Genomic DNA, 26,263 nt, shown 5'->3' on the forward strand with positions numbered 1-26,263 from the left:
TGAGTCAACTCCTGTTGTCGTCCTTGACGGAGCTCGCAGTTTCACCGTGATGGCGGTGACCACCGTGGTGGTGTCCGTACAGATGCATCAGCGGGCACAACAGCAAAATCATGTAAGGCAGCAGGCCCAGGATATGGCCGTAGTGCTCCCTGGCCAGGTAGAACAGTGCGATGACCAGCAGCATGCCCAGCGCTATGCCGGTTTTGCTTCTCCAGAATGTTGGAGAATCGTTGGTCGAGTGCTGTGAACTCATCATGGTTTGGCACTCCCGAAGAGTGATTTCTAGTAGGGCGTCGGGCAGGATCAACGCTCGGCGTTTTACCCTTGCCATGCTGGCTAAGGGGAAACCGCCGTGGCATTGGCTACAGGCTTGTCTGCATCACTTGCTCATGGGAATCTTCATCATGCTCGACTGCTGATCCATCATGTTCATCATCATGTTCATCATCCCCATCTCCATACCGTCTTTGCCGCCGGACATGCCCATGCCATTACAGTTTTTATGCATCATGGCCATGCTGTCCTTCATCGTCTTCATGCTCTCCTGCATTGCGGCCTGTCGTTCGGCAGGGGTCTTGGCTGCTGCTGCTTTGTCATGTGCAGCCTGCATTTTTTGCACTTGCTCGGTCATAGCTTTGTTTTGCGTCGGTGTGGCCGCTTCGCTCGTTTGAGTTGGCGTGGTCGGTGTCTGTTCAGGGTGGTGCTCATCAGCGGCCGAGGCCATGAGCGGGCTGCTTACAAGCAGGGTGGCGAGGATCAATTTCAATGAGGCATGCATGGCAATCTCCAAAAGGTCAGGACAACACAGGTAATACCCAGCCGCGCCAGATTGGCGCAGCCAGGCAGTGCGGCCGGAACTCGGCGCGCTGAGGGTCGGTTTAATCGTTGAAGCGGACGAAAGTCAGGCGTGCGGGCGGCCTGGCGGGAGCCGGGCGCTGTAATGCAAGAAAGGCGAAAGCAGAGGGTTTGGTCGGATACAACAGCAATGCGGGGGCCAGCAATAGAAACGCCCAGCTGGTGAAATCAAGCACAGGAAGATGCAGCGATGGACTAATGGCAATTGCCGTATCGGCACAGTATTGAAGACAGCCGATGGCATGGGCGTCGTGACCATCGTCGTGTTGTGAGGTGCTGAGTGACACGTGGGGTGTGGCTGGATTATGGCTGGATTGCGCCAGGCATCCTTGGCTCGCCGCCATGCCGAACGCTAGCACCCACAGCACGATGGCGAGGCGCATGAACGCAGCTTGATGATGGCGAAACCAGAGCATGGAGCTTTCCCCGGCAACTCAATTACGGGATTTGGTTTTTTCAACCTATAGCACATCAAGGTGCCACGTTTGATCCATGTCAAGTTAAGCGTGATCAGTTGTCAGGTCGGGTGCTGCCATTCCCCTGAACTGCTCATCAGCCCAATTTCAAAGGGCGTGAGTCAGACCCTTTGAAACGCGTGCTTTAACCGTCCGACACTCAAAGCTGGAGGTGGTAAATAACCTGGGTTGCATTGTCGAGATCGCGATGACATTCAAAACCGAGAAAGCGCGCCTGAGCGTCTTCTGCATTTCGACAAATAGAAATGACGCGATCCAGGAGATCAGCACCAGACCTGTCAGCGCTTGCAGTCCGGACAGGTACTTGAGATCGCCAAGAGGTGAGATATCACCGAAACCGATGGTCGTATAGGTGGTAAAGGAAAAGTACACGCAGTCCATGAACGAGCCATCGAAGCTGCCCTGCAAACTGCCCCACTGGCCAGTTGGCCCGCGCGAAACACCAGACTTCGACTGCATGGGCCATCAGTGCCCCGAATACCCCCACAACCATTCTGAATCAGCTCCAGGCTTTCAGCCTTGGGTAGCCATTCATTGAGGCGCATTAAACATTCGTAATGAATGATCACCGCAATTACCACCACCAGCGTATTGATTAACGTAATCGAAAGTATAGGGCACCGGCGCGCGCTGCCAGCATGAGACGTGCAGCCAGGTTGCCTAAACAATACATAAAAACGCATGGCCTATCCCATTACCTTGTCATTTATGTAGATCATAAAGACCAGTACACGCAACGTACTGTCGGGCTCATTACTGGCGCCACAACGTCTATTCCACTGAGTCGTGATTGCGCCATGAAGTTCACTGCTACACCGCTCCAGGATCCGCTACCAATCTTGCCGTCTTTATCTGCCAACTACGCCATCCCAGAAATCGGAAAGCTTCAGCTGCCGTGCGGAGTCAGGGAGCGTCGGATCCAGCACCAAGCGAATGGCAAACAGCAGGTTGCTCTCGCCTACGCGATTCTCGCCCAGCAACACGACATTGCCTGCTAGCGGGATATCAATGGTCGTGAAATTGCGGAAATTACGAATGCTCAGCTTGGATAGGCGCACGTGATTTCCTCTCTCATGCGAATTGGCCGCCCGCTTTGCGGGGCTCGGCCTCATGGCGAGATGCCATGGCCGGAAATCTTAGTAGATGGCGCACAACCCCGCGAACCGAGTCCAACCGTTCCATCAACGGTGAAACAAATTGACTCGCGGCACCTCACCCGGTCCTTAGAGATTTTCAGCCACTGTCAACGCTTGCGCTTGGGGAATAGCTAAGGAAGTGAGCGGCCGACCTGTCGCCAACTCCCCAAAGGAATCTGCCGTGTCGATGTAGCGCATTGCTGACTTCATGTCCTTCCAACCGACGTACGTCATCAGTGCTTTGATATCCCAGCCATTTGCCGCGGCCCAGGTGGCGAAGCCGCGACGCAGTGAGTGACTGGTGTACAGATCGCCAGACACCCCCGCGCGATTAAAAATTCGCCGCAGCAGTGGAATCAGGCTGTTGGCATTCAAGCCGTCTTCAGCCAGATGCCCCCAACGATCGAGCTTTCTGAAGACTGGGCCCTGCGCAATGCCGGCGACGGTGATCCAGTTGATGTAAGCCTGAACGGGGCAGAGCTTCTTGAGCGCGGGGGTGTGGAATGTTGTCCCTAGGTGTTGTCGATCGCCTTTCGTATGCGGCAGGTAGAAAGTGATCCCTATCCCTGATTCGGCTTGGGTGTGTTCAACCTGCAGGCGTGCTAGTTCGTCACCACGGAAACCTCGCCAGAATCCAATCAGCACCAAGGCAATGTCTCGTCGATGCCTCATCACGCTTTTGTAGTCGTCGCGCTCAGCGGCCAGGGCCGCCTCTCGCTCAAGCCAACTCACTGCTTGTTCCAGGTGGAGTAGTAGGAGAGGGGTCGCTTGTTTCTCTTGGGACGGATGCAATGTCCGAATGCCCTTGATCATCTGTTTAACGGTGGGCGTTTTCGTCGGATCCGGAAATCCCTGCGTGATGTGCCACTGAGCCAATGCGGCCAAGCGCTGCTTCAGCGTGTTGATAGCGTGCTTGTCCGCATACTCGGCAAGGTAACGCACGATTCCATCCCCTGTTGCCGGCAGGAACCCGCCCCATGTCACTTCGAAGTGCTCCACCGCGGCACGGTAGCTGAGCCGGGTGTTTTCCCGGGTGCCGGCCTGCAGATAACGATCAACTTTGTTCATCTCGACCCTTCAGCGCGAAACGTACCTTTTCCTGCGTGGAAAAGATGAAAATCAGCTCTATGATGCGATAACGCTCGATTATTTTATCAGATAAATGCGGTTTTATAGCGCTTTACATCATGGCAAAATAGAACGTAAATACATGGTATGTAAAACAGTACGAAATCGTAGGAGCAGAAAATGGCCCGTGGCGGCGTCAACAAGGCAATAGTGCAGAAGGCGCGTGAGGCGCTGCTGGCGCGCGGGGAGAACCCGAGCATTGATGCGGTGCGCGTTGAGCTCGGAAATACCGGCTCAAAGACGACGATTCATCGCTATTTGAAGGAGTTGGACGAAGTTGACCAGCGCCGTGGTGCTCCCCAGCAGGCGCTCAGTGACGAGTTGGGTGAGCTGGTGGCGCGCCTGGCACAGCGCCTGAAAGAGGAGGGCGAGGAGCAAATTGAACGGGCGCTCGCCGCTGCGGACGCCGACAAAAGTGAATTAAGCGAACAGCTGAAAGCCAGTCAGCACGCCTTGGGCCAGCTCCAGCAGCAGTTCGATATCCAGCGTAGCGCGCTGGACACCGAGTCGAGCGAATTACAGACTTGCCGTACGACATTACAGGCCGAACAAACCCGGAATGCGCGGCTCAGCCAGTCCAACCAGGATCTTGAAGTGCGATTGAAGGAGAAAGACGAGCAGATTCGCTCCTTGGATGAGAAGCACCTGCATACGCGCGATGCACTGGAGCACTATCGCAGCGCGATTAAGGAGCAGCGCGAGCAAGAACAGCTTCGGCACGAAGGACAGCTGCAACAGATCCAGATGGAGCTGCGCCACCTGCAGCAAACGCTGATCATCAAGCAGGATGAGCTGACTCAGCTGAATCGCGACAATGAACGTCTGCTGACCGAGGCTCGACAGCAGCAGAAGGGGTATTTGGATTTGGAAACAGTCCGAGAGCGCCAAGCGGGCGAAATTAGTTCGTTGAAAACGCTGATTGCGCAAGGCGAGGGCGGCAAGCAGGTGTTGCTGGATCAGGTAAGCAGCTTGCAGCGCGACGTCAACGAGCTCTCTGAGGCTCTAGAAAATAGGTCACGAGAGGCGACGGAGCTGGCAAAAGAATTAAATGCGGTTCAAAACTCCATCGCGAAAGAAGTCGACGACTAAGGCTGGAAGTTGGCTTTCCCAATGGCCACGGTTTACCAAGGCGGCCATGGTGTGGCACAGGATAATGGCGGCGGATCAGGGCTACGGGGCAGCCCGAAAATCTGCATGCTGAATTGCTGCTTCTTCATAACATCAACTTTTTAGAAAGTTATTGTCTATGGCAACCAATGCTGCGATTGCTCGCATCAAGGTGAATGCCCTTGATCGAGCAACATAAATGGGGCCTCTGTCCTGAAAATCAACCCTGTAATCGGCTCAAAATGACCAGCACCAAAAATTCTTACACCATCCCGGACAACCCGGTTCATAGGTAAAAACCCCATGACTCCCAAGGAGAAATCCCCCTCAGGGAGCTGTTTTCGCTATATATGATTGTCGACAAGTATCTCGAAGGGTCGCAAGCCAACTTTGTACTGGTTCAGGTCAACTTCCTCAGAAGGGGATATCCGAGTCTTCATGTGAGTCAGGTGGGCTTGGAGCTGGCGGCAGCGTAACGTTAGAGCTACTAACAACTCCACCTTGCAGTGCTTGCTGGTCTACGATTATGGGTTGCGTGTTGTCGAGTGCCTCGATTGTGGTCTCACCTTGTGGCTGCATGGCATCAGGCGCTTGAGTCTCGGCTGGAGCACTCGGAGCATCCAAGTCTACGAAACTGTCGCCCATCATCATTTTGTAGTGAGGCATTTGTTCTGTCACTTTGAAGATTTTGAAGAAAATCTTCGTATAACTGGCAACCATGGGCTGTTCGATCGCCACATACAAATCGTCATGCGTGTAATGGGAGCCGTCGTTCACCCATGAAATCAGCGACCTGCAATGGATGACTTCCTCGCCCTCAAAATGCTGATAGAGGTTGTTCAGGTCGACACCACCCAATATCTTGAAATAATTCTCCAAGATACGCCGTAGCGTATTCTGGATGGTTAGGCTCTGAATTTGAGGTTTCCTGAGCTCCGCCCAAAGCAACTCGTATGAAGTCTTGATTGGGTTCGTGGGGTAGCGTTCAAGCGTCGACTGCAGCCCAGGCTTTCTCACAATCCAGAAGCTCTCATCCTTCAGGGCCAGTTCACGTCGATCCTGATTGAAGGTGATTTCTTTGTGAAAATAGACGTTATGGGTAAGTATGAAGATCTGTTTGATGTACCCAGTTTTACTCCGGATCTCGCTGAACAGCCTTTTGATGAGGCTGCCGACAATGAAAAGAATGTCGCTATCCAAGCTCGATACTGGATCGTCAATGACAACAACTCGGTCTGCAGTCATGCCTGTGGTGGTGGAGCTGCCCTTAAGCAGGTGATAAAAATACAAAAAGGTGACGAATGTTTTTTCCCCTTCACTGAGCGTGTGTTTCGCATCGCTTCCGTCTGCGCGCACAAGCTTGTAAGCGCTGCCCGTCGATGCGATGTCCAAGTAAAAGCCTCGGAAACCAAAGCTCTTCAGTAGATGGTTAATAGCGGTTACGGTGGGCTGAATACTGGTAATATTTTTCTCAAGCTCCCCCAGTACCCGGGTTTTCTGTGAGATGTCCGTCACAACTTTTTGCAGCCTTGTGTTGAGCCCCCAAATTGCCTTGTCCAGCGCATCCCTTTTGGCATCAAAATCGCCTAGAGCATCCTTCAATTCTGTATCAAGGATGTACTTCCATACCTCCCCGGTGAGTTTTTTCTTCTCGGCCGCAAAGCTCGCAACGATTTTGTTCTGGTCTACGATTTTCGTGTTGGCGGCATTGATGATTGCCGAAATTTCCCCAGCGACATCGTCCAATGACTCCAGGGTAACTTGTGCGCTCGGCTCAGCTTTTTTCGAATGAATTCGCTGCTGATTGATAGCCAGGAGTGAATTCAGCTGACCTATGTGTGGGGCGAGTCTGTCAGCGTCGAGGAACGATGATTCGACCGCGAGGAGAAGGTTAGTCTGCTCATTCGCTGCCGCGACCTTGATCTGGTAGGCGCTTTGCAATGATTCGATCGCTAATGTGTCGGTCTCGAAGGTTTCGTCAAAATATTCAGCGAGGCTGTTTTCGAACTCTTTCGTGGTGGCTTGCTGGCAAAACGGGCAGGCATCGTTGTTCTGCTCGAAATATTTGAGGCCTTGTCTGACCCAGTCGCTGTTGTTGAGTTTGGCTATCATGGCCGCGATATCAACGTCGCTCCTACCCAAGACTCGCTTTTTCAGGATGGGGTCGCTGTGGAGTGCCGTCAGTGAATCCAGCGTAATCCCTGGGATGCTAGAAGCCAGAGCTGGAGTGTCGCCATACAGTAGCCCTGCGCGTTCGGCTAAGGACTCCAGAGTAGTCAGAGCTGAGGAGTTAGACTTCTGCTCCGATTGGACTTTAGTTCGAAAGCTGTCCGCACTGTTTCGGAATCCTGTGAAGGCTTCTTGGAATATAGCGTCATGCTTTCGCTTTTGATCCCAACACTTGTCCTTGAAAGCGCTTTCAAGGTTCTTGAGCTCAGAGGTTTTCCCGCCAGTGCCGTCAGCTCCACTCAACGTCTCACGGAGTGAGTCCCTGAGGGCTTCCAGCCTGCCAATTTCTGCCTTGGTATCGGCTATCTGATCCAGCTGGGCTTGCTGTGCCTCGCCAAGTGTAAACACGCCCTTCAGATCAGTCGCTTTGGTGAAATTCTTTTCGATGAACTCATTGTTGTACACCATGGCTTCGAGGGGCGCGCTTTTTCGCCACCTGACTTCGCAATCAGACCAGGAAGAGGGTGAGTCAATCAGGCGGCTGATACTGGTTTTACCGGCGCCATTGGCGCCGTAAAAGAAATTGATCTCCTTGAGGTCGTCGACATCGACCGGGGCTTTTCCGTAGGTGGCAATATTTGCCAGGCGCAGTGAATCGATCATTTCTCTCGTCCCTTGTGAGAAAACCACAGACCCAAGCGTGGCTGTGATTTGAAGCAGCCGATACTGATGATGTGCTTGTTAGCCCAAGCATCCAGAAGAAAGCGAAATTACTCCTGGCCCATCATGGCGTCTACTAGTTGCCACCACGCGTCCCATGAATCGCCCAGGAACTGCCAGAGGCGTTCGCGAAACTCGTCGGAGCGAAGCGTCCCATGGAAATTTCTATGGCCTCTTGTTTAGACGACGGCCCTGCACATCAAGCGCATGTCAGCGGAGGCGTGAGCTGGCAAACGTCCTGATCTGTAAGACTTTCAAACCTCGACTAGTAGCCCCAACGCAATGAGGCGGAATCTGATCGCTGCCTTGGATACGCTGAAGTATTTGCTGAGCGCGCCGGCGACAAGATGGAAGTTGTTCACGTTCGCGCGCTGGGTGTCGAGGAACAGCGCTCCATGTCCTCGATTCCGAATTTCGTGGTGCTCAATCAAGAGCTTAAATGCAGTGGAAAAATCTTCTCGGGGCATTAGCAGGTAAGACGCGAACGTATTCGCCTGCCACTCCAGGCGCTCAATATCACCCTTCGGAATGGTGATGCTCTGGCTCTGCGAAATGTCCTGTGCTCGGATTCTTTCCCGCGTCAAATACCGCTGGTGGCCTAAGTAAAAATGCCCAAGCTCGTGCGCCAGGGTGAACCTTGCCAGATGAGCATGAGGATCATCGGTAAAAATCTTAATCTCTGGCGGACTGAAAGAAATGCTGCCCAACGCGGAATCAGATTCCGGGAGGTAGCTGACGGTGAACTCGCCGGCTTGCTGCTCACGAGAGACCAGCTTTTCTAGGTCGACACTTCCTCTGATATACGAAAGCTCACCCAATATTTGGTTAGCGCGCTCTTCAATCTTATCTCTGGAAAGAAAGGCAACGCGTTGCTTCACCGACTGGCGAGGCTGGCGGATTGCGTTTAGGCTCTGATCGTCGAACGCGCCCTCTAAATCAAGACCCTGCCAAATCCCGTCCCAAACGTTGGTATAACCTTGGGGCGTCCTTGCATAGACGTCATAGATGGTTGACTGAAACCCAGGGTGGGTCAGCCCATGTTCGATCTGGGCTCGCGTGCGCGCGCCTGCATTTCTAACACCGGTCAGCAATGTGCGAGCAAGCTCCCATTGAAAACCTTCTCGCTCGAAATACCGTACAACACCGAACCCCTTGTTCTTGGCTATGTTGAGCGTGCCCGATTGAAATGCGCTCATTGAAGCAAAAATGCCTTTCACGTTGAAACCGGTAACCTGGCTGATCTTCGATCCGAACTCCTCAATATCACCGACGGGTACCGTTCCCTCGTAGTTTTTACACTCGACCAGGGTGATCAGAGATGCTCTGTCTTGGCCAGTCATGGTGACCTCGATCGCGATATCGAAGACGATGTAATCCTCCCGGTCGCGGGAGTAGTAACGCTTTTTTCTGTGAATCGTGCAGTACTTGGGCAAAAACAGGTACCGACCCTCCTCGATTTCGCGGGACAAGAAATCGAATACCTTCTCCTCAAAGACATCGCCCTTTGCATACGTGCTGAGTTTCGCTGTTTCCATACGGGTTGGGAGATGTCCTTATTGGTCGCTGGTGCTGCAGGGGCGGGGGGGGGGCAAGGCGGGGACGCCTAGCCAAATCCTGGAGATGAATCTGTGCTTACACTCTATGACGATAGCGGAACGTTATCGCCGTTCCAAGTCCTGCTGCCTTGCCCGGGTGCGAAGCAAGGAGCTGAACTAACTGCACAAGTCATCAAAAGCTGAAAGATCCTCCGCTCCCTCATCCACCATAAAATCAAGCCCAAGCCCATAGTCGTGAAGGCGATACTCATAGGTTCTCGTCTTGAGCTCAGGTAGGGCGTTTCGAATGCCAAGGACCGTACCGGCCAAATGTATCTTGCTTCCGGATCGTTCGAGGCATACCACTTTTATCAGACAGCCCAAGGATTGAGTCCCAGTCAACCAAAGCTCCCGTGCTGACGTCGACGTGCCTTCATTCCGATTAAATACGAACTTGATCTCGACGCTATTTACTGAGCGAGTGCCCGTCACTGGCTGACTGCCGGGAGATGCAGGCGTCAGGTCAGTGAATTGGTAACGACCCTGCACAAATATAAAGTCGCCAGGCATTACTAGGGATGAAAGGGTACCTCGATCTAGCTCATCCGAAAGGTTACGAACCGTAGCGTGCTCCAGCGTTGCCTCTAGGACATTAGCCACATACTGGGTAAAGATCAGTCCTCCAGGCCCGCCGTGCAGTGAGCCGCTTGCAGGATCCCCGAGGATCGCTCCGTCCTCGTCACTCTAAAGAGCGTCAATACATAGCGGCTCACACTGAGCTTTTACGCTCGCTGTCAGATGGACCGCACTTGGGCCATGGCCGCTGAATCCACGAGAGCGCCGAACACTTGGCGCAATTTTATCTGGTATGTCTGCTCTGCAATAAGTGCCTCTATGACAGCCAGCAGCAGATGTCGGCCGGCAGGGCCATCCACGCTGTGGCGAAGAAGGCAGGTGTTGTCTTCGCTGAAGCACCTTTTGTAGTCTGCGTTGCAAACATCGTTCAGTGGCCGCTGAGAGGTTGGTCAACGGCAGGTGACATATCGCCGGAAAACCAGTCGCCTACCTGGCCAGCACGCCATAGGGGCCATGCTGGAGATTCTCGTATACCTTGAGATTGACTAGGGGGACTTCCCCGGAACCCTCAAGTTGCTCAAGGTCGAGATTACTTGACTCTGCACGAGACGCCAGACAACGCTCTGCAATAGTTCGACATCACCGGCGCTTAGCTAAGAGTTTTGGTCCGTATTGATCTCACGCCGAATTCGTTCAAGCAGCGAGTCTAAATCTGTATCCGGATCGAGGAGCAAAAAGCTCTCAAGGAGGAGGGTGAGTGGATGCACACCCATTCTGTCGGCAAGCTCCGATGCCTTTTCCAATGTCACGTTCTTAAGGCCGCGCTCAAGCGTACTGAGATATGTCCTGCTACTGACGATTCCAAAATCTTCTTGGGTCAAGCCCCGGCGAAGCCGTGTGTTACGTAACGCAATGGCGAACGCTTCCTTCAGTTCCATTTTGCTTAATCCACAAAAGGAACGATGAAGCCTTTTTGAACTCTATAGAGCTACAATCTATAGTGTTCATTTTGAGAGAGATTTATGTCCGCACTTCAGATAAGCGCCCGTCAGTTATCTGCGACGAGTAATGAGCACAGTCCTTCAACCATGCTGATGGTCGCGGTGGCGAACGTTGCTCAGCCGGAGCAGGGGATAGAGATAGTCAAACGCTTCTCCGGCCAACATCTGATCGACCTGTTCAACGAAATGGATCGGCCTGATTCAGATAAGGCCATCGTTGGTGTCCTGCTGGCAATTCCTCCAAAACTTAACGGCTCTCCGCGATGGATCGCTGAGAATGTGTTTGATTTTGGCCGAGTGGAGCTAAGGTTAGCGGATGACGCTTGCTTGGATACATACGCCTACCGGCTTGCTTCAAAAGCTGTATTCAGAGACAACGCTATGGTCGACCCAGCAGATATCCTGGGCTGGAGATCACTCTATGAAACGTCCAATGCGGATGGTGACGTTGATCCAGAGCTTGTCGCCCATCAAACCTGGTTGTCTATCGTCATCACTCGAATGGTCAACGCAGTAAATCTACCTGATGAGGAGGATGCCCCTGAGTAGTTGTCGACTCTCCATTGGTACCGTAGCTCAATCCCAAAGGAGACCTTTTTGCAGATCAAACCGGGGAGGAGGGTACGGATACTTCAGGCTTTCAAACTTATCGACCTCCACGCTAATCATCGCTGCCGGCGATAGGCCACTACGAGCGCGACGAAGAAGCACGCTTACCCAACAGTGTTCACGAGAGGCGGCCATGAAAGGAAGACGTAAAGTCAAAACGTCTAAGTGGTTTTTAAAAGCTCAATTTGAGGCCGAAGCTCAGCGCATGATGGCAAATAGATCTAATGAAGTAGCACATAGATTTCTTGATGCGGCCTCGCAATTCGGAATAGAACATGAACCTGCTGGGCGCCTTGCGGGCGGCTAGCATAACCCTAATCCTCAAGGTGACCGTGGCTGCAAACGCCTATTTTCGACCCATTACATGTGGTCAGAGAATGCCCCCTGGATGCATAGACAAATCTGAATTGCCTAGCTGACAGCCTAACCCTCATCAAGCGTCCCAGTATTTCTTCCGATATTGAGAGCCCCATGCACAAATCAGATCTTCCAATGCTACTCACTCAGACTATCGAGGTAGTTATCCGCGCGGGGCAGCTACTTATTGCGGAATGGGCGAGGGTAAATGGACCACGAGGGAAGGGCGATAAGGCCATAGTAGACATAGAAATCGAACGTGTTCTACGCCAGCAACTTCTAGGACTTTTTTCTTGTGACTTCTGGGGCGAGGAAACCGGACATAGCCTCACGGGACATTCCTGGTGTTGGGTCGTCGATCCTAACGACGGTACGAGTGATTTTCTCAAAGGTCTCAAAGGGTCTGCCATTTCTGTAGGCCTTCTGCATAAGCAAATTCCGGTATTGGGCGTGGTCTACGCACCAGTCACTGCTGAGGGCTCGCCTGATTGCATCGCCTGGTCTGAGGGACTACCCGATTTGTTACGCAATGGACAGCCAGTAGCAAGAAAGCTTACTGGACTGGCGTTGTCGAGCAGCTCCTACGTGATGGTGAGTGCCGCCGCGATCATCAAGCCAGATATCAATCGTGAGCTCTGCACCCCCAGCAGTTTTGTTGCGATGCCCTCAATTGCCTATAGGCTTGCAAAAGTCGCCGCAGGAGATGGCGTCTGCGGAGTTTCTCTGTACGCGGTTTCTGCACATGACGTCGTTGCAGGACACGCGTTGTTGCGAGGTGCGGGTGGCATTTTGCTCAATGAAAATGGTGAGTCAATTTGCTATGTAACAGAAGCAAACATGCAGACGGTCTCAAGACGCTGCTTCGGGGGATCAGAGATCGCGTGTCGGACATTGGTGGCTCGAGATTGGAATCGTATTTTCACAGCGGAGGAGAGCCAGGCTTAAACGCAATCATTCACTTTGACGTTTATAATCAAGCCATAGCAATGTTGACGTCTGAGGTGTCAGGCACTTCGCCCGCAGCTCACCAGCAGCGCGCTTCGTGCAGCAGGAGAATTGGAAGGTACGTAGAAGGCAAACCCATGACGATTGATCCCGATAAAGATGTCAAAGCTACCGCGATCGAGGCATTCAGTCGGGTCGAGAGCTCACTTCCTGCAGGTAAACCACAAAAGGACCATGGAATAGACGTGTGTCCTCGTCCAAGGGCGGCGCCTGCAGGAAGCGATGAGCAGCGTCGGACTATCGAAGAAAGAGAAGAGAAGATGGTTGCCCTTGCCAGAGCTCATATTCTGACGTGCGGCGATTTCTTTCTAGTTCAGGACTTGGCTAACCATCTGGGTATTCACGTTGAGCTCATGAGTCCCGCACTCAAGGAGTGGGAAGCGGACCACCGGATTTTCTCGATCGATCACGATGGCTGCAGGTTTTTTCCAGTTTACGCGTTCCCATCGCAAGGCGGCGCCAGCCCGATTCCCGGCCTTAGAGACGTATTATCTGTTCTCTGTCCCATGAAAGATGGTTGGGGAGTTTCATTCTGGTTTATCTCTCCCAACGGATGGCTTGGAGGCAAGCGCCCACAGGACCTCCTTTCCACCGAGCCAAGCCGCGTGATTTCAGCTGCACACGAAGAAGCTAGCGGTGTCATGCATGGCTAGGTCCGCGAGGGCCTCGCAATAGGAAGTCACGTAGTCCAGCGGTATCCAGTCGCCGGAAGCCCAAGAACTAAATTTCTATGACGGTAAACTCTTCGCCGTGCTGTCTGGATCGCACGGTGAAAACGTGGGAACTGAAATTCAGAAACGGTAACGTCGATCCCAGTTTTGAATTTTACATGCTGAAAATTTCGAGAGTTAGTTCGGTGCACTGCTGCGGATTGGCTCAGGACCGAAGCGAAGTAATTTTCCGAAATGGGGAATAAATTCCCCGTTTCGCATAATTAGTACCTCGGATTTCGGAGAATTACTTCGGGGTACTGTGCTGCTGGTCTCGAATATTGTAAAAGTTCCGCCCTGACACATCATTTAACATAATATACATTACACGTAACAATGTGTTTCGAGATTAGCCCGGTTGCACGCAGATTTTGAGGCGATCAATTCACCCCAGCCCTCATTCTCCCATCAGCTTCTCAAACAGCTCCGCGTGTTCAGGAAATTGCTCGGTAAGCTTTTGCTGACTGCCCAGCTCCATATCTGCAAAATCAAACCCAGGTGTAACCGCTTCGCTGATCAGGCCGTATCCTGCCAGTCCATTTGTAAGCTGCGAAGCTTTCCAGACGCCGCCAGGCACATGCAACTGCAGACATTGTCCGGCGATTATATCGGTGCCCATCACAACCGTTTTTAATGTGCCGTCTGGAAAAATCAGGCTGTACTGAATCGCATCTCCGACATGGTAGTAATGCACGATGTCCGATTGGTTCCGATGAAAATGACCTATCGGCGAATCCTTGGTCAGCAAGTAGTAAATGGATGTCATCAGGTAGCGCCGGCCCCCAGCGGTCTCAACCATCGCGTGGTGATCGGTTTGAAAGGTTCTGCGGTAGAAACCGCCTTCCATGTGGGGTTCCAGGTTCAGTGCTGCGATCACAGCCTCTGCGCTGGGAATGTGTCTATCAAAGGTGTTGGTAGTCATGTTGATTGAGCCCTCCAGCCTTTGAAATAGCGTGCAATTAATGCGCTTAGTCTATTATAGATATGCGAATGATTAATAATAACTATGCTAAATAGCTCTTTAGTAGAGCTAGCCATTAGAGCTTGAGCACACGAGTACTCACTACCTCACCCTCGCCCACTTTTGTTATTCACGCCGCACTTGTGTTTGCGACACGAGCGGTGCGAATAAACAAGGCGCGCACTTTCTCCCAGAAATTCCCCCCCAATACGAAAAAGCTGCCGATTAGCATGACGTCACCCAGTGCTTGAACTTGCCAGAGGTTGGGTCTGAGCCCCGGCCAAATGCTGTCGACGTAGGGTTCAAGAAAGGAAGAAATCAGTGGCACAAAGAACATAACGATGCCAACTCTGTGACGCCATGGGCCCACTTCGACTTCTGTGCTAGGAGCAAGTGAGGACACATAACCGAACAGGCTGCGCTTTAACTGCTGGAATCCGGCTTTGCCCATCACCGCAATAACGATGATCAACAGGATTTTGTTGCTGATGAACAGCACGCCGGTCAGTGCAGCGATCTTTGAACCCGGCACATCGGCTGCCGCTGCGAGTGGCACCAACAGCCAGGAACCCAGCATCAAGCAGATAATGACAATGCCCAACTTAAAGCGCCAACCGGCTGAATGGGGTTCAACAACACCTGGGGTGTTATTCATAATCGTCGTACCTTTCTAACAGATCACAGTAGATTTGATGGCGCTTAAAAAGCGTAGCAGCCGTGTGCCCATTTGGACGGCTATGCTCCAGTGATCTTTGTTGGTCGGGAAATGCGTAATGCATCCAGGTACAACCCTGCTGAATTGGCCTGGCCGGTTCGTGCTGCTTGGCGTATTCGGCCTCAGTGGCTGCGTACGGCTTGGGCCGGACTTCCAGCCGCCCGGCGAAGAATGGGTCAAACACTGGAGCACCCCTGCCCTTGAGCAATCCAGCCAGCGCGGACTGAACCCGGATCTGCGTCAATGGTGGAAAATCTTCGCCGATCCGGTCCTCAATCATTTGATTGCCGAGTCGGATGCACGCAACTCCAGCCTCAAAATCGCCGGCCTGCGCGTCATGGAAGCCCGCGCCCAGCTTGGCATTGCTCAGAGCGGTCTTTACCCTCAAGTGCAGCAAGCCAGTGCCGACAGTCTTTACTTCAACCGCAGGCAATCCGGCGGGACCAACCCGCAAGACAGCCACTTCTGGCAACACAGCGTGGGGTTCGATGTGGGTTGGGAGTTGGACTTCTGGGGCCGCTTCAGTCGCGCCATCGAGTCATCCGATGCCAGCTACTTCGCCGCCCAGGCCAACTATGAAGACGTGCTCGTCCTGCTGCGCGCGCAAGTGGCCGATACCTATTTCTCGCTGCGTACCACCGAGGCCCGTTTACGCGTCGCCCGGGAAAACGCCAAACAGCAAAAGCGCAACTTCGAGATCACCGAGAAACTCTTTAATAGCGGCCAAACCGCCGAGCTCGACCTGCAACAAGCCAGGACCCAGTACCTGGGTACGTTGAGCACCATCCCCAACTTCGAAGATCAGCGCCAGCGCACGCGCAATGCGTTGGCGGTATTGATTGGTCAGCCGCCCGGCGTGCTGCCGCAACTGGTCGAGAATGTGGGATTGATCCCGCTGGTCGACCGTGCCGTGTTGCAAGATGTACCGGCCAACCTGCTCCTGCGTCGGCCCGACGTGCGCGCCGCCGAGCTTAATGTCGCCGCCCAGTCAGCGCTGATCGGTGTGGCCGAGAGCGATTTCTATCCGTCGCTGACCTTGCTGGGCAGCATCGTCTGGTCCACCGACACGCTCAGTGGCACGCCTCGGAATCTGGATTTGATCGGCGGCCCCAGTCTGCGTTGGAATCTGTTCGATCACGGCCAGATCAGCAACAACGTGCGCGTGCAGGATGCGCGGTTGCAGCAACTGATCGAGGCTTACCGCGACAAGGTTCGCCAGGCGGCGCGCGAGGCGGACGATGCAGCCTATGGCCTGATCAAATCCCTGGAGCGCGAACGCATTCTGGGTGAGGCCGAAGTAGCCGCCAAGCGTTCGCTGGTGTTGGCCAGCGCGCAGTATCGCGAAGGTTATTCGGACTTCCAGCGGGTGCTGGATGCGCAGCGTGCCTTGCTCGAGCAGCAGGACAATTATCTGGTCGCGCGCAGCAATGCCGTGAGTAATGTCATTGCCTTGTACAAAGCCGTGGGCGGTGGCTGGTACAGCGCCCAGCCGAAAGTTGATCCAGCCACCCGCCAGCAAATGGAAAAACGTACCGACTGGGGCGATCTGCTGGAAGAGCCCGCCACTGCACAGCCCGCCATTCCAATGTCTTACAAGGTAAAAGACCAATGAGTGAAGCCGCCAAGCCCACGCCCGAGACACCTGTCACCCAGGCGCCAGCGCCGGCTGCCGACCCGGCGAAAAAAGGCATCAAGTGGGTGCTACTGCTGATCCTCCTGAGTCTGACCTGGTACCTGTTGGCCGATCGTTTCACACCCTATACACAACAGGCCCGGGTGGGGGCCTTTGTGATTCCGGTTGCCTCGGAAGTGGCGGGCCGCGTGATCCGGGTGAACGTGCGCAACAACCAGGACGTGAAAGCCGGCGAAGTTCTGTTCGAGGTGGACCCTCAGCCGTACCAGATTGCCGTCGACCGTGCGCGTGCTGACCTTGAATCGACCCGCCGACAGATCGGTGCGAGTACCGCCGGTATCGCCTCGGCGCAAGCCAACCTGCGCGCCGCCCAGGCCAATGAACTCAAGGCGCGCCAGGACAATCAGCGTCTTGAGGGTTTGTATCGCGAAGACCCAGGCACCATTTCCGTACGCCTGCTCGAAGTGTCGCGCGCCAACCGCGAACAAGCGGTCAGCCAGGTCGCCGCTGCCCGCGCCGAAGTGCAGCGCGCGCGTGAGCAGGAAGGTGGCAGCGAGGAAGACAACGCCTTGCTGCGCAGTGCCGCCACGGCGTTGTCCAAAGCCGAACTGGATCTGTCCAACACGCAGATTCGCGCTCGCTCGGCCGGACTGATTACGGATCTGCGCACTGACGCTGGGCAATTCGCCGCGGCCGGCAGCCCGGTCATGACCCTGATCGCCATTCATGATGTGTGGATCAGTGCGGACATGACCGAGAACAACCTCGGCCTGGTGAAGCTCGATACGCCGGTTTCGATTGTTCTGGATGCTCTGCCGGGCGAGGTCTTCGAGGGGCGCGTGCGCAGTGTCGGTTACGGCGTCAGCGTGGGGCAAACAGCCCCGCCGGGAACCTTGCCCAGCGTGCAGAACAGCCGCGATTGGTTGCGTCCGGCCCAGCGCTTCCCGGTGATTATCGAGTTTTCCAAAGACTCAATGGACATACTGCGTGACGGTCGCGCCATCCGTGCCGGAGGGCAGGCCGAAGTCATGGCCTTCCCCACCGAGGGCAATCCGCTGAACCCACTCGGCCACGTGTTTGTGGGGTTCATGAGCTGGCTGAGCTATGCCTATTAAGGGTATGTCGACTCGGCGCACGCCGCGGGATCAGCGCGCACTGCGCCTGGCCACCGGCACGGCGTTGAGCCTCACCGCCAGCTTCGGCCTGGGCTTGCCGATTCCCTTTATGGCACCGGTGCTTTGCCTTCTGTTGCTGGCCTCGGTCAATCGCCCGCTGCCGTTCAAGGCCGGACTGGTTCTCGCACTGGCCGCCATGTTGACCACCGGCATCGGCCTGCTATTGATCCCGGTCCTGCGTTATTACCCCGTCAGCGGCGTGCTATTGATCAGTGTCGGTCTGTTCCTGGCGTTCCGCTTTGGCCTGCGCGGCGGCAACGCCTTGATCATGACCTTCCTGGTGATTGGCCTGACCATGATTTCCTCGGCCGGTATCGCCGAATACGATCTGGCGGCGATGGTCATCGGCGCACTGGTCAAGGGTTTACTGCTGGCCGTTGTCGTCGTGGCGCTCAGTCATGGCTTATTCCCGGACCCACCCAATGCCCCTTCCCCGCCAGCTGCACCACCCCTGCCGGCAGAAGAAGTCAGTCGGATTGCGCTGCGCGCCACCCTGATTGTGCTGCCGGCATTCCTGCTGGCGCTGATCGACCCGGCCGGTTATCTGCCGATCATCCTGAAGGCCGTCGGCCTGGGTCAGCAAAGCTCCACGACGAACGCCCGTATCGCCGGTCGCGAGCTGCTCGGCTCGACGTTACTCGCAGGTCTGTTGGCGATCCTGTTCTGGAGCGCCCTCAGCCTGTTCGTGCATCTGTGGATGTTCTTTCTGTGGATGCTGCTGTTCGGCCTGGTGATGGCGCGCAAGTTGTATGCCCTGAGCCCGACGCGGTTTACCCCGGGGTTCTGGCTCAATACCCTGATCACGCTGATCATCCTGTTGGGGCAGTCGGTACAGGACAGCGCAGCAGGCAAGGACGTTTACACAGCGTTCGCCATCCGTATGGGCTTGTTCATCCTCGTGACGCTGTATGCCTGCCTGATGGTCCATCTGCTCGATCAACGGCAGGAAAGTGCTCAAGGATTAACCTGATACCCCTTACCCTGGAGGCAACTGGTATAGGCGGTAGAACTGGTCGCAGCACTGGTTTTATCTTGCGCCCGGCGTTCCTGACGCTGACGCGAGCCTCCGACGACAGCTCCTGCCACGGCGGTTTCTTTGGCGCGATCCTGGCGATAGTCCTGCTTGCGGTCATCATCGACCTGATCATAAAACTCGTCATGCTGACGTCCCCGCACCTGCGCCCCCGCAGCCCCTGCGGCAGCGCCCGCCGCGGCGCCCTTCAGCCTTCCGCCGCTAGGAGGCGGTGCCGCCGAGGCGCTCTGACCGGCCGCGATGTTGTGGCATTCGGTGATGTCCGTTTGGGTTTGTTGCGAACTCTGCCCTTTCATCGGCACGACCGTTTCCGCCCACCCCAGGGTCCAGGAAACCGACAGTGCGATGCACAGGCTAATGGATGACAACCTTTTCATGATGACCTCCGACAGGGCCCGGCACTCTGCAAGCACACTGGGTCGGTAGACAGACCGCTCAATACGTCACACCTCGTGATCCTGAGCGTGGTTCAGCATAAAAGATTGTAGATCACCCCTTCTCACCCGCCCCCCTTCTCCATTCGTGAACCGCGTGGCGCTAGACCTCCATGACCAACCGGTCTTCGACCCATCGCACCGGCACGGGCTCCAACTGCGCGCCCTTGCAGGGACCGTCGATGCAATGCCCGTCTTCGAAACGAAACATCGCGCTGTGATGAGCGCACATCAGGATTTTGCCGCGATAGGTGCAGAATTCTTGCGGGCGATAGTCCAGAGGCACCGAGAAATGCGGGCAACGGTTGATGTAAACCCACACCTGCTCGCCTTGCCGCACCGCCACCAGCCCGCCGGGATGCAATTGCTGGTGTTCGGGCAGACCCAGGGCGCCGCCATCAATGATGTCATCCAGTTGGCATAACGTAATGATGGTCATGATCAGCCGCGCAATTCCGGGTTGCCAAGGCTCCAGTACCAGGGGCGAATCTGAACACTGGCGAACAGTCCTGCCTGAACATACGGATCGTCCTGGATGAACGCTTCCACCTCCGGCAGACTGCCCGCCTCGATGACCAGCAACGTGCCATTCATGGCCGTACCCGTCTCATCGAGGGTCGGGCCGCCGAACCGGACGACCACTCGATGAGTTTCAGTCGCTCGCAAGTGCGCCTGATGACTCGGCCGCAAGCGCTGACGCAAGGCCAGGGAATCCGGGTGGTCTGTAGCGAATACTGCAAAAAACTGTCCCATGGTTCACTCGGTTTCCATGACGAATTCGTAACAGGCGCGCTTGAACGGCAAGTCGATACCCAGGTCGGCGGACAGATCATCGTGGGTGATCCGGTCTTCATAGATCACCTGCAATGACTGTTTGACGCCGAACACCGCATCGGATGTCAGGTACGGATCATCGTGATTGAACAGGTGGGTGACCAGTTTGCGATAGCCAGGCACATCGATCATGAAATGCAGGTGCGCAGGCCGCCACGGGTGACGGTTGGCGGCGTTGAGCATGCGCCCGACCGGGCCATCGGTGGGGATCGGATAGCACACCGGGACAATCGTGCGAATCGCAAAATAGCCATCGGCATCGGTGCGATAGCGACCGCGCAAGTTGCCGAAAGGCTGTTCGGTATCTTGACCTGAATACATGCCATTTTCGGCAGTCTGCCAGACGTCGAGCACTGCGCCGGCCAGGGGATTGCCCCGAGTATCGACCACACGACCGCGCACCAGCGCCGTCTCGCCTGCGGTGAAGGACATGTTTTCACCGAAGTCCCGCTCTGGCATGCCTTCGATGTAGAACGGTCCGAACACGGTGGTCTCGGTGGCGTTTGCACTGTGCCGATGGTTAATCGCATCGACCAGCATCGACACACCCAGGGTGTCTGACAGCAGGATGAATTCCTGGCGCAACTGACCATCGCACTTGTGGCCGGTCTCGGTCAGAAAGCGGATGCCTTCAAACCACTCTTGCTCGGTCAGTTCGACGTCGCTGACGAATGCGTGCAGGTGGCGAACCAGGCTCTGCATGATCTGTTTGTAACGCGCATTGGGCGCATCGCCAAAACTGCTGACCGCCTGCTCGGAGATCAGGGTTTCTATGGCTTTGTCTTGATCGGTCATTGTTTTTATTCCGACGTGGGTTGTCTGCACGGGTCAATCAGGCTGGCGCCAGACCATTCATGGCACGGGTCAACAGCGCTTCGATCGGACCTTGTTCAAACGGCCGTGGGTTGTAATAAGGACTTGCGCAGGCGATTTGCGCGGCGTCGGCCGGCCCGTTTTCAGGCAGGCCAATGTCAGCCAGCGCCAATGGAATACCCAGCTTCTGGTTGAGCGCGTACAACAAGGCGCCCACCTCCCCCGCTTCGCTGCCGCCCAAGGCGCGGGCGGCACGCTGTAAAGGTCCTGCGGCCGCTTCACGGTTGTAATGCGCCGCGTGTGGCAAAACTATCGCGTGTGCCTGGGCGTGAGGCAAATTGAACGTCCCGCCCAAGGTGTGGCAGAGCTTGTGGTGTAAGGCCATGCCGACCGAACCCAGGCAAATGCCTGCCAGCCACGCGCCATACAAAGCCTGGCTGCGTGCTTGCGGGTCGTTGGGGTCATTGACCACGCCCGGCAGGGCCAGTGCCAGCGAGCGAATCGACTCTTCAGCCATGAAACCGATGATCGGATTGGCGTCCTGGGCGTACAACGCTTCAACCGCATGGGCCATGGCGTTCATCCCCGAACAGGCGGAAATCTGCGCCGGCAAGGTCAGGGTCAATTGCGGATCGTAGATCACAGTCTTGGGCAAAACCCTTGGATCACGTCCGGTTTTCTTCAGGCGGTTTTCGGTCAGCCCGTAGATCGGCGTCATCTCTGAGCCGGCGTACGTCGTCGGAATCGCCACGATCGGCAGCCCCGAATCCATGGCAATCGCCTTGCCCAGGCCAATGGTGGAACCACCGCCAATGGCGACGCAGCAATCGGCATCCAGACGCGCCGCTTCGACACGCGCCGCTTGCGCTACTTCCAACGGCACATGCATCACTGCCTTGGGATAGACGCCCGCAGCGCGATCACCGAGCAACGCCGCGACCTGTTCGCCGAGCCCATGCTGTTCAGGCGTGGTGAGGATCAGCGCGCGCCTGGCGCCCAGGCGCTCGATCTCTTCAGCCAGCGCCGAGAGCTTGCCCCAGCCGAACACCACACGGGTCGGCAGGCTTTGGTACACAAAAGGATTCATGGCAGGCCTCAACGTTTGAAGTGCGCAGCGATGTTGGCGTCGACGTTGACCCAGACCGAGCGTGCCTCGGTGTAATCATGGATCGCTTCAAAGCCCATTTCACGGCCGTAGCCCGACTGTCCAACGCCACCAAACGGGCTGCCAGGGCTCACGCGTTTGTAGCAGTTGACCCAGCACATACCGGCATGAATGGCATCGGCCATTTTGTGCGCGCGGCTCAGGTTCTGTGTCCACAGGCCGCTGCCCAGTCCGTATTCAGTGCTGTTGGCAATGGCCAGGGCTTCTTCATCGGTGCTGAAACGCACCACGGTGACGAATGGACCGAAGACCTCTTCCTGGCAAACGCGATCTTCTGGCGAAGCCTCGACAATGGTCGGCTCGACATAAAAGCCTTGGGCCAATGCCTGGTCATCCGGGGCCTTGCCGCCACAGAGGATTTTGCCACCCTGCTCTATCGCGATATCGATATAGGCCAGCACGCGGTCGCGGTGCAGCGCCGACGTCAGCGGGCCCATTTCGGTCTCCGGGTTCATCGGGTCGCCAAGGCGGATGGATTTGGCCAGCGCGATGAAACGCTCAAGGAACTGGTCAGCTATGTCTTTATGCAGAATCAAACGCGAACCGGCGATGCAGGCCTGGCCCTGGTTGTGAAAGATCGCCCAGGCAGCGCCGTTGACGGCCGCGTCCAGGTTGGCGTCTTCGAACACGATGTTGGCGCCCTTCCCGCCTAGCTCCAGTTGAATACGCTTGAGGTTGCCTTTCGACGCTTCAACGATCCGGCGACCGGTGGCCGTCGAACCGGTAAAGGCAATCTTGCCCACGTCCGGGTGTTCGGCCAGGCGTTGACCGGCGGTATGCCCATAACCCGGCACGACGTTGACCACGCCCTTCGGGAAGCCGACTTCGGTCATCAGTTCGACAATCCGCAAGGTCGTCAGCGGCGTAATTTCCGAGGGTTTGATAACGATCGTATTTCCGGCGGCCAGTGCCGGGCCCATTTTCCAACTGGTGAACATCAGCGGGAAGTTCCAGGGCACGATCTGCCCAACCACACCGATTGGCTTGCGCTGCACGTAATTGAGAAACCCGGCTTCGACCGGAATCACCGCACCTTCGATTTTGTCGGCCATGCCGCCGAAATAGCGGAAACAGGCCGCCGTGCGTGGAACATCGAGGCCGCGGGAGTCACGAATCGGGTGCCCAGTGTTGAGGGATTCGAGCTGCGCCAGTTCTTCGCCGCTTTCTTCGATCTTGTCCGCCAGTTTGAGCAACAAGCGCCCACGTTCGGCGGCACCCAGGGCAGACCAGACTGGAAACGCCCGTTTGGCTGCGGCGACAGCGAGGTCGATGTCAGCGGCTTCTGCCGCGGCGACGCGGGTGATCAACGAGCCGTCATGGGGCGAGACGACATCAATGGTGCCGCCAGCGACCGCATTCACGAAACGGCCATCGATATAGAGCTGATTTTGCATAATATTTTCCTCGCACCGCGCCGATGGCGCAGTGTCTGACGACTTGATTCTTGAGAGCATGCCTTGCTGATTAGCCCGGCGTGATGCCGAGCAAGACAAAGGTCTTAGAACTCGATCGGATACGGCTTGAGTTCACCGCTTTCGTAACGCTGCGGCAGGTTCGGCGTGGCGTTTTCCCACACCAGCAGCATCGAGCGCTTGGTCGAGTAGCCCTGATGACGAATGTCCGCCGGCATGGCGCAGATGTCGCCGGCACGCATGGTGATGCGCGCTCGCGGATTGCCGTCGTCCTTGTCACCGACGTCCCAGAGGATTTCATCGGACAACTGCAAGAACCACTCGACCCGGTCATTGCCATGGAACACCGGCAAGATGAATTCTTCAGTGGTCGGGCAGAACAGGCTGGCCTTGCACACCGAAGTCACCGATGGGTTCCAGGTCACGTCGGAGCGCGACAGGTACTTGAACAGGCTGAAGGCATGTAACTCAGCTTCGAAGCCTTCGGCGGCGTGTACTTCCGGTTCATCCTGAGGAACGTCGATGAACTGGCGATTGACCGGCAAATCGTTACGCAGCGGCGAGTCATCTTTCAGGCCCGGCATGCGCTTGGTGGCGATGCGGAAGCGTTCGATGGCCTCGATGTTGTTGCCGTTCTTGCGACCGAACGCCGAACCGGTTTCTTCCGGTGCTGCGAAGGGGTCGAAGGTGGCATTGGTCCAGTCCCGCAGGATGGCCTTGAAGGTCGCCATGATCAGCGGTGTTTCAAAGTTTTCGGTGTAGTTGACGCCTGCGGCCTTGAGCGTGCCATTGAAGGTGCCGGCGTACAGGTCGACTTTGCCGTAGTAATTGCGGGTGCCGATGACGTGGTCGAAGTTGACCCAGCCGTAGAAAAAACCCCAGGCCACGTCGCGCATCATGGCGCGCAGAAAGGCATCGACCGGAATCAGGTGCGAACGGGTCTGACCTTTGGCGGGCCAGGTGATGCGGGCAAAATACTCGTCGCGCGACAGTTCGAAGGCGCCGAGGTTGAAGGCGCGATAGCCGGTGACGGCATGGGGAGCGCTGGCCTGGACTTCGTCGTCGGCAAAGGGTGTGTTATCGGCAGCGTTTTCAAGCATGGCCATGACGGGGTTCCTCTTGTTGCTTTTATTAGATGGGAAGGCGGTGATCACTTGAAGCAGATGTCGGCCCACTTCTCGACCGATAACGGCCCCTTGATGGTCTGCTGCAGGATCACGCCGGGACGGCTGGCTTCGAAGCGATACGCGGTGCCGGTCGGCAACAGGCACTGGTGACCGCGTTTGAGCAGCACGTAACCCATCGGTTTGCCCGCCGGGACTTCACCGGCCAGCTGAGTGCCCTCGCCGTCTTTCAAAGGTGCATCGAGCTTGAGGAAGTCCACGCGGACTTCACCGTCCATGACGATGGCGAACTCGTCGTGCGCCGCTGTGTACCAAGGCGACTGTCCTTCGGCGCGCAGGGTTTCAATGACGTAGCCAAGATTGAGACCGACGACGACTTTTTCATAAGGAAGGGAGTTGTCCGCCACTTCGAAAATATTCGAAAAAGCGTAATGACTGGCCTGGCCGCTGATGATTTCAACCGCCCCTTTGCTGTAGTTATCCAGCGAGCCAAAGACCGTTTCGATTGCCGCGCTACTCATGGTTTTCACCGTTTTGTTGTTGTAGTAACAGTGATCCAACAGTACGTCCCCCCTCCTCTGGGGACAATTAGTGAGCGGGCGACAACAGTGTTCGCGAAACGCAAACACTGATAGCGCAACCGTTCCGTTCAGCGTACCCAGCCACGCTCCAGCAAGGGTTTGTCCCAGCACGGTTCGTCACCGAAGTTTTCCACCAGGAAATCGATCAGCGTGCGCACTTTCAAGGCCCGGCGCTGGGTTGCGGGGTACACCGCGGAGAAATTGAAGGATGACAATGCGTACTCCGGCAGCACCGGAATCAGTCGACCGCTGAGCAGGTCATCGCTGGCCACCAACGTTGGCAAACAAACAATGCAGACCCCGGTCGACGCGTAGTCGCGCAGCAAATGAACCGAATTCGAACGTACCTGCCCCGGCAGGCTCAGCTCCACCTGCTCGTGCTCGCCGGTGAAGATCCAGCGGTTGCGTGACGGATAGCCTTCGTACAAAGCAATTTTGTGTTGCAGCAGTTCCTGCGGATGCTTGGGCACACCGAACTCGGCGGCATAATCGGGTGACATGCAGAACAACCGGCGAACGCTGAACAACTTGCGTTCGATCAGGGTTTCCGCCATCGGTGGGAACATCTGGAACGCCACATCGAAACCCTCTTCGATCGGGTCCACCACCCGGTCATTGACGATGACGTCGACCTCAATGTCCGGGTACAACCGCGTGAACTCGGCGAGCATTCTGCCGAAGTGGCCGATGGCAAAGCCCGGCAGCATTTGCACGCGCAATTTGCCGGTGGGTTTGGCGCGCAACTCGCGCATGTGTTCGGTCAGCGAGTTGAAACTCGCGACCATGTCCGCGCATTCCTTGTAGTAGGTCTCGCCCACTTCGGAGAGCCGGACATGCCGCGTACTGCGGTGGAACAACGGCGCATTGATGAACTGTTCCAGCTGTTGAATACGGTGAGTGATCACCGACCGGGTCACGCCCAATTGCTGGGCCGCCTTGGCGAAGTTGCCGGTTTCGGCAACACGCACAAAGGCTTCGACACTGAGTAAACGATCCATG

Annotated in this window: 27 protein-coding genes and 1 pseudogene; 8 read left to right on the forward strand and 20 right to left on the reverse strand. The window is 55.8% G+C overall.

The features are described 5' to 3' along the window. Nucleotides 1-4 precede the first annotated feature (4 nt). The 6 genes and pseudogenes from ACSQ87_RS17035 to ACSQ87_RS17060 all read right to left on the reverse strand — a co-directional run bounded on the left by ACSQ87_RS17035 (nt 5) and on the right by ACSQ87_RS17060 (nt 3,535). On the reverse strand, nt 5-253 hold the full coding sequence (locus tag ACSQ87_RS17035; protein WP_436275098.1) for a DUF2933 domain-containing protein: 249 nt from the start codon (nt 251-253) through the stop codon (nt 5-7). 126 nt (nt 254-379) lie between these two features. Then, nucleotides 380-778 (reverse strand): hypothetical protein, encoded by a 399-nt coding sequence (locus ACSQ87_RS17040; protein WP_436273881.1) that lies wholly within the window; start codon nt 776-778, stop codon nt 380-382. A gap of 100 nt (nt 779-878) precedes the next feature. Further along, a complete protein-coding gene (locus ACSQ87_RS17045; protein WP_436273882.1) occupies nt 879-1,271 on the reverse strand; it encodes a hypothetical protein in 393 nt (130 codons plus the stop codon). A gap of 282 nt (nt 1,272-1,553) precedes the next feature. After that, nucleotides 1,554-1,945 (reverse strand): annotated as a pseudogene (locus ACSQ87_RS17050) (potassium channel family protein); the annotation flags it as partial. A gap of 234 nt (nt 1,946-2,179) precedes the next feature. Then, entirely contained in the window at nt 2,180-2,389 is a 210-nt protein-coding gene (locus ACSQ87_RS17055; protein WP_436273883.1) for a DUF2813 domain-containing protein, read from the reverse strand. Between the two features lie 165 nt (nt 2,390-2,554). Continuing rightward, entirely contained in the window at nt 2,555-3,535 is a 981-nt protein-coding gene (locus ACSQ87_RS17060) for a site-specific integrase (RefSeq protein WP_436273884.1), read from the reverse strand. A gap of 180 nt (nt 3,536-3,715) precedes the next feature. Here ACSQ87_RS17060 and ACSQ87_RS17065 point away from each other — a divergent pair, with 180 nt between their 5' ends. Continuing rightward, complete coding sequence (locus ACSQ87_RS17065; RefSeq protein ID WP_436273885.1) at nt 3,716-4,684, forward strand: DNA-binding protein; 969 nt, start codon at nt 3,716-3,718, stop codon at nt 4,682-4,684. Between the two features lie 432 nt (nt 4,685-5,116). Here the strand turns inward: ACSQ87_RS17065 and ACSQ87_RS17070 are convergent, their stop codons facing one another. The 3 genes from ACSQ87_RS17070 to ACSQ87_RS17080 form a co-directional block, all read right to left on the reverse strand. Next, complete coding sequence (locus tag ACSQ87_RS17070) at nt 5,117-7,534, reverse strand: AAA family ATPase (protein ID WP_436273886.1); 2,418 nt, start codon at nt 7,532-7,534, stop codon at nt 5,117-5,119. Nucleotides 7,535-7,845: 311 nt separating this feature from the next. Further along, the gene (locus tag ACSQ87_RS17075; RefSeq protein ID WP_429571071.1) at nt 7,846-9,126 is read right to left on the reverse strand and encodes an ImmA/IrrE family metallo-endopeptidase; all 1,281 of its coding nucleotides are present in this window, start codon (nt 9,124-9,126) and stop codon (nt 7,846-7,848) included. Between the two features lie 1,229 nt (nt 9,127-10,355). Continuing rightward, complete coding sequence (locus ACSQ87_RS17080; RefSeq protein ID WP_019649822.1) at nt 10,356-10,640, reverse strand: helix-turn-helix domain-containing protein; 285 nt, start codon at nt 10,638-10,640, stop codon at nt 10,356-10,358. Nucleotides 10,641-10,724: 84 nt separating this feature from the next. Here ACSQ87_RS17080 and ACSQ87_RS17085 point away from each other — a divergent pair, with 84 nt between their 5' ends. From ACSQ87_RS17085 to ACSQ87_RS17100, 4 genes are all read left to right on the forward strand, one after another. Continuing rightward, entirely contained in the window at nt 10,725-11,252 is a 528-nt protein-coding gene (locus ACSQ87_RS17085; RefSeq protein WP_436273887.1) for a hypothetical protein, read from the forward strand. Between the two features lie 193 nt (nt 11,253-11,445). After that, entirely contained in the window at nt 11,446-11,619 is a 174-nt protein-coding gene (locus tag ACSQ87_RS17090) for a hypothetical protein (protein ID WP_436273888.1), read from the forward strand. 164 nt (nt 11,620-11,783) lie between these two features. Continuing rightward, complete coding sequence (locus tag ACSQ87_RS17095) at nt 11,784-12,614, forward strand: inositol monophosphatase family protein (protein ID WP_436273889.1); 831 nt, start codon at nt 11,784-11,786, stop codon at nt 12,612-12,614. Between the two features lie 137 nt (nt 12,615-12,751). Further along, entirely contained in the window at nt 12,752-13,327 is a 576-nt protein-coding gene (locus ACSQ87_RS17100) for a hypothetical protein (RefSeq protein WP_436273890.1), read from the forward strand. Nucleotides 13,328-13,781: 454 nt separating this feature from the next. Here ACSQ87_RS17100 and ACSQ87_RS17105 read toward each other — a convergent pair whose 3' ends face one another. Both ACSQ87_RS17105 and ACSQ87_RS17110 read right to left on the reverse strand, forming a co-directional pair. Continuing rightward, entirely contained in the window at nt 13,782-14,306 is a 525-nt protein-coding gene (locus tag ACSQ87_RS17105; protein ID WP_436273891.1) for a cupin domain-containing protein, read from the reverse strand. A 169-nt stretch (nt 14,307-14,475) separates the two neighbouring features. Beyond that, nucleotides 14,476-15,000 (reverse strand): transporter suffix domain-containing protein, encoded by a 525-nt coding sequence (locus tag ACSQ87_RS17110; protein ID WP_223430963.1) that lies wholly within the window; start codon nt 14,998-15,000, stop codon nt 14,476-14,478. A gap of 118 nt (nt 15,001-15,118) precedes the next feature. Between ACSQ87_RS17110 and ACSQ87_RS17115 the strand changes: the two genes are divergently transcribed. Genes ACSQ87_RS17115 through ACSQ87_RS17125 form a run of 3 tightly spaced genes read left to right on the forward strand, consistent with a single transcriptional unit; the run spans nt 15,119 to nt 18,838 of the window. Continuing rightward, nucleotides 15,119-16,672 carry an efflux transporter outer membrane subunit gene (locus ACSQ87_RS17115; RefSeq protein WP_436273892.1) on the forward strand — a complete coding sequence of 518 codons (1,554 nt, stop codon included), beginning with the start codon at nt 15,119-15,121 and terminating at the stop codon, nt 16,670-16,672. Then, nucleotides 16,669-17,808: an HlyD family secretion protein gene (locus tag ACSQ87_RS17120; protein ID WP_436273893.1), complete on the forward strand. Its 1,140-nt coding sequence runs from the start codon at nt 16,669-16,671 to the stop codon at nt 17,806-17,808. Before ACSQ87_RS17115 ends, ACSQ87_RS17120 begins: the two co-directional genes overlap by 4 nt. A gap of 4 nt (nt 17,809-17,812) precedes the next feature. Continuing rightward, a complete protein-coding gene (locus ACSQ87_RS17125; protein ID WP_436275099.1) occupies nt 17,813-18,838 on the forward strand; it encodes a DUF2955 domain-containing protein in 1,026 nt (341 codons plus the stop codon). Here ACSQ87_RS17125 and ACSQ87_RS17130 read toward each other — a convergent pair. The 9 genes from ACSQ87_RS17130 to ACSQ87_RS17170 all read right to left on the reverse strand — a co-directional run bounded on the left by ACSQ87_RS17130 (nt 18,823) and on the right by ACSQ87_RS17170 (nt 26,262). Then, on the reverse strand, nt 18,823-19,278 hold the full coding sequence (locus ACSQ87_RS17130) for a hypothetical protein (RefSeq protein ID WP_436273894.1): 456 nt from the start codon (nt 19,276-19,278) through the stop codon (nt 18,823-18,825). The two genes, ACSQ87_RS17125 and ACSQ87_RS17130, sit on opposite strands and share 16 nt — an antisense overlap. A gap of 160 nt (nt 19,279-19,438) precedes the next feature. Beyond that, nucleotides 19,439-19,774 carry a Rieske (2Fe-2S) protein gene (locus ACSQ87_RS17135; RefSeq protein ID WP_223430434.1) on the reverse strand — a complete coding sequence of 112 codons (336 nt, stop codon included), beginning with the start codon at nt 19,772-19,774 and terminating at the stop codon, nt 19,439-19,441. Nucleotides 19,775-19,776: 2 nt separating this feature from the next. Beyond that, nucleotides 19,777-20,088 carry a YciI family protein gene (locus ACSQ87_RS17140; RefSeq protein ID WP_223430433.1) on the reverse strand — a complete coding sequence of 104 codons (312 nt, stop codon included), beginning with the start codon at nt 20,086-20,088 and terminating at the stop codon, nt 19,777-19,779. Nucleotides 20,089-20,091: 3 nt separating this feature from the next. Then, nucleotides 20,092-20,964 (reverse strand): dioxygenase, encoded by an 873-nt coding sequence (locus ACSQ87_RS17145; protein WP_223430432.1) that lies wholly within the window; start codon nt 20,962-20,964, stop codon nt 20,092-20,094. A 37-nt stretch (nt 20,965-21,001) separates the two neighbouring features. Next, on the reverse strand, nt 21,002-22,069 hold the full coding sequence (locus ACSQ87_RS17150; protein ID WP_223430431.1) for a maleylacetate reductase: 1,068 nt from the start codon (nt 22,067-22,069) through the stop codon (nt 21,002-21,004). Between the two features lie 8 nt (nt 22,070-22,077). Next, the gene (locus ACSQ87_RS17155; RefSeq protein ID WP_223430430.1) at nt 22,078-23,541 is read right to left on the reverse strand and encodes an aldehyde dehydrogenase family protein; all 1,464 of its coding nucleotides are present in this window, start codon (nt 23,539-23,541) and stop codon (nt 22,078-22,080) included. A gap of 104 nt (nt 23,542-23,645) precedes the next feature. Next, the gene (locus ACSQ87_RS17160; protein ID WP_223430429.1) at nt 23,646-24,665 is read right to left on the reverse strand and encodes a hydroxyquinol 1,2-dioxygenase; all 1,020 of its coding nucleotides are present in this window, start codon (nt 24,663-24,665) and stop codon (nt 23,646-23,648) included. Between the two features lie 44 nt (nt 24,666-24,709). Further along, nucleotides 24,710-25,204 carry a hydroxyquinol 1,2-dioxygenase gene (locus ACSQ87_RS17165; protein ID WP_223430428.1) on the reverse strand — a complete coding sequence of 165 codons (495 nt, stop codon included), beginning with the start codon at nt 25,202-25,204 and terminating at the stop codon, nt 24,710-24,712. Between the two features lie 128 nt (nt 25,205-25,332). Next, nucleotides 25,333-26,262 carry a LysR family transcriptional regulator gene (locus ACSQ87_RS17170; protein ID WP_140678827.1) on the reverse strand — a complete coding sequence of 310 codons (930 nt, stop codon included), beginning with the start codon at nt 26,260-26,262 and terminating at the stop codon, nt 25,333-25,335. Between the last annotated feature and the right edge of the window lies 1 nt (nt 26,263).

This window comes from Pseudomonas sp. LjRoot277 (genome assembly GCF_964253845.1).
In the GTDB taxonomy this organism is placed as follows: domain Bacteria; phylum Pseudomonadota; class Gammaproteobacteria; order Pseudomonadales; family Pseudomonadaceae; genus Aquipseudomonas.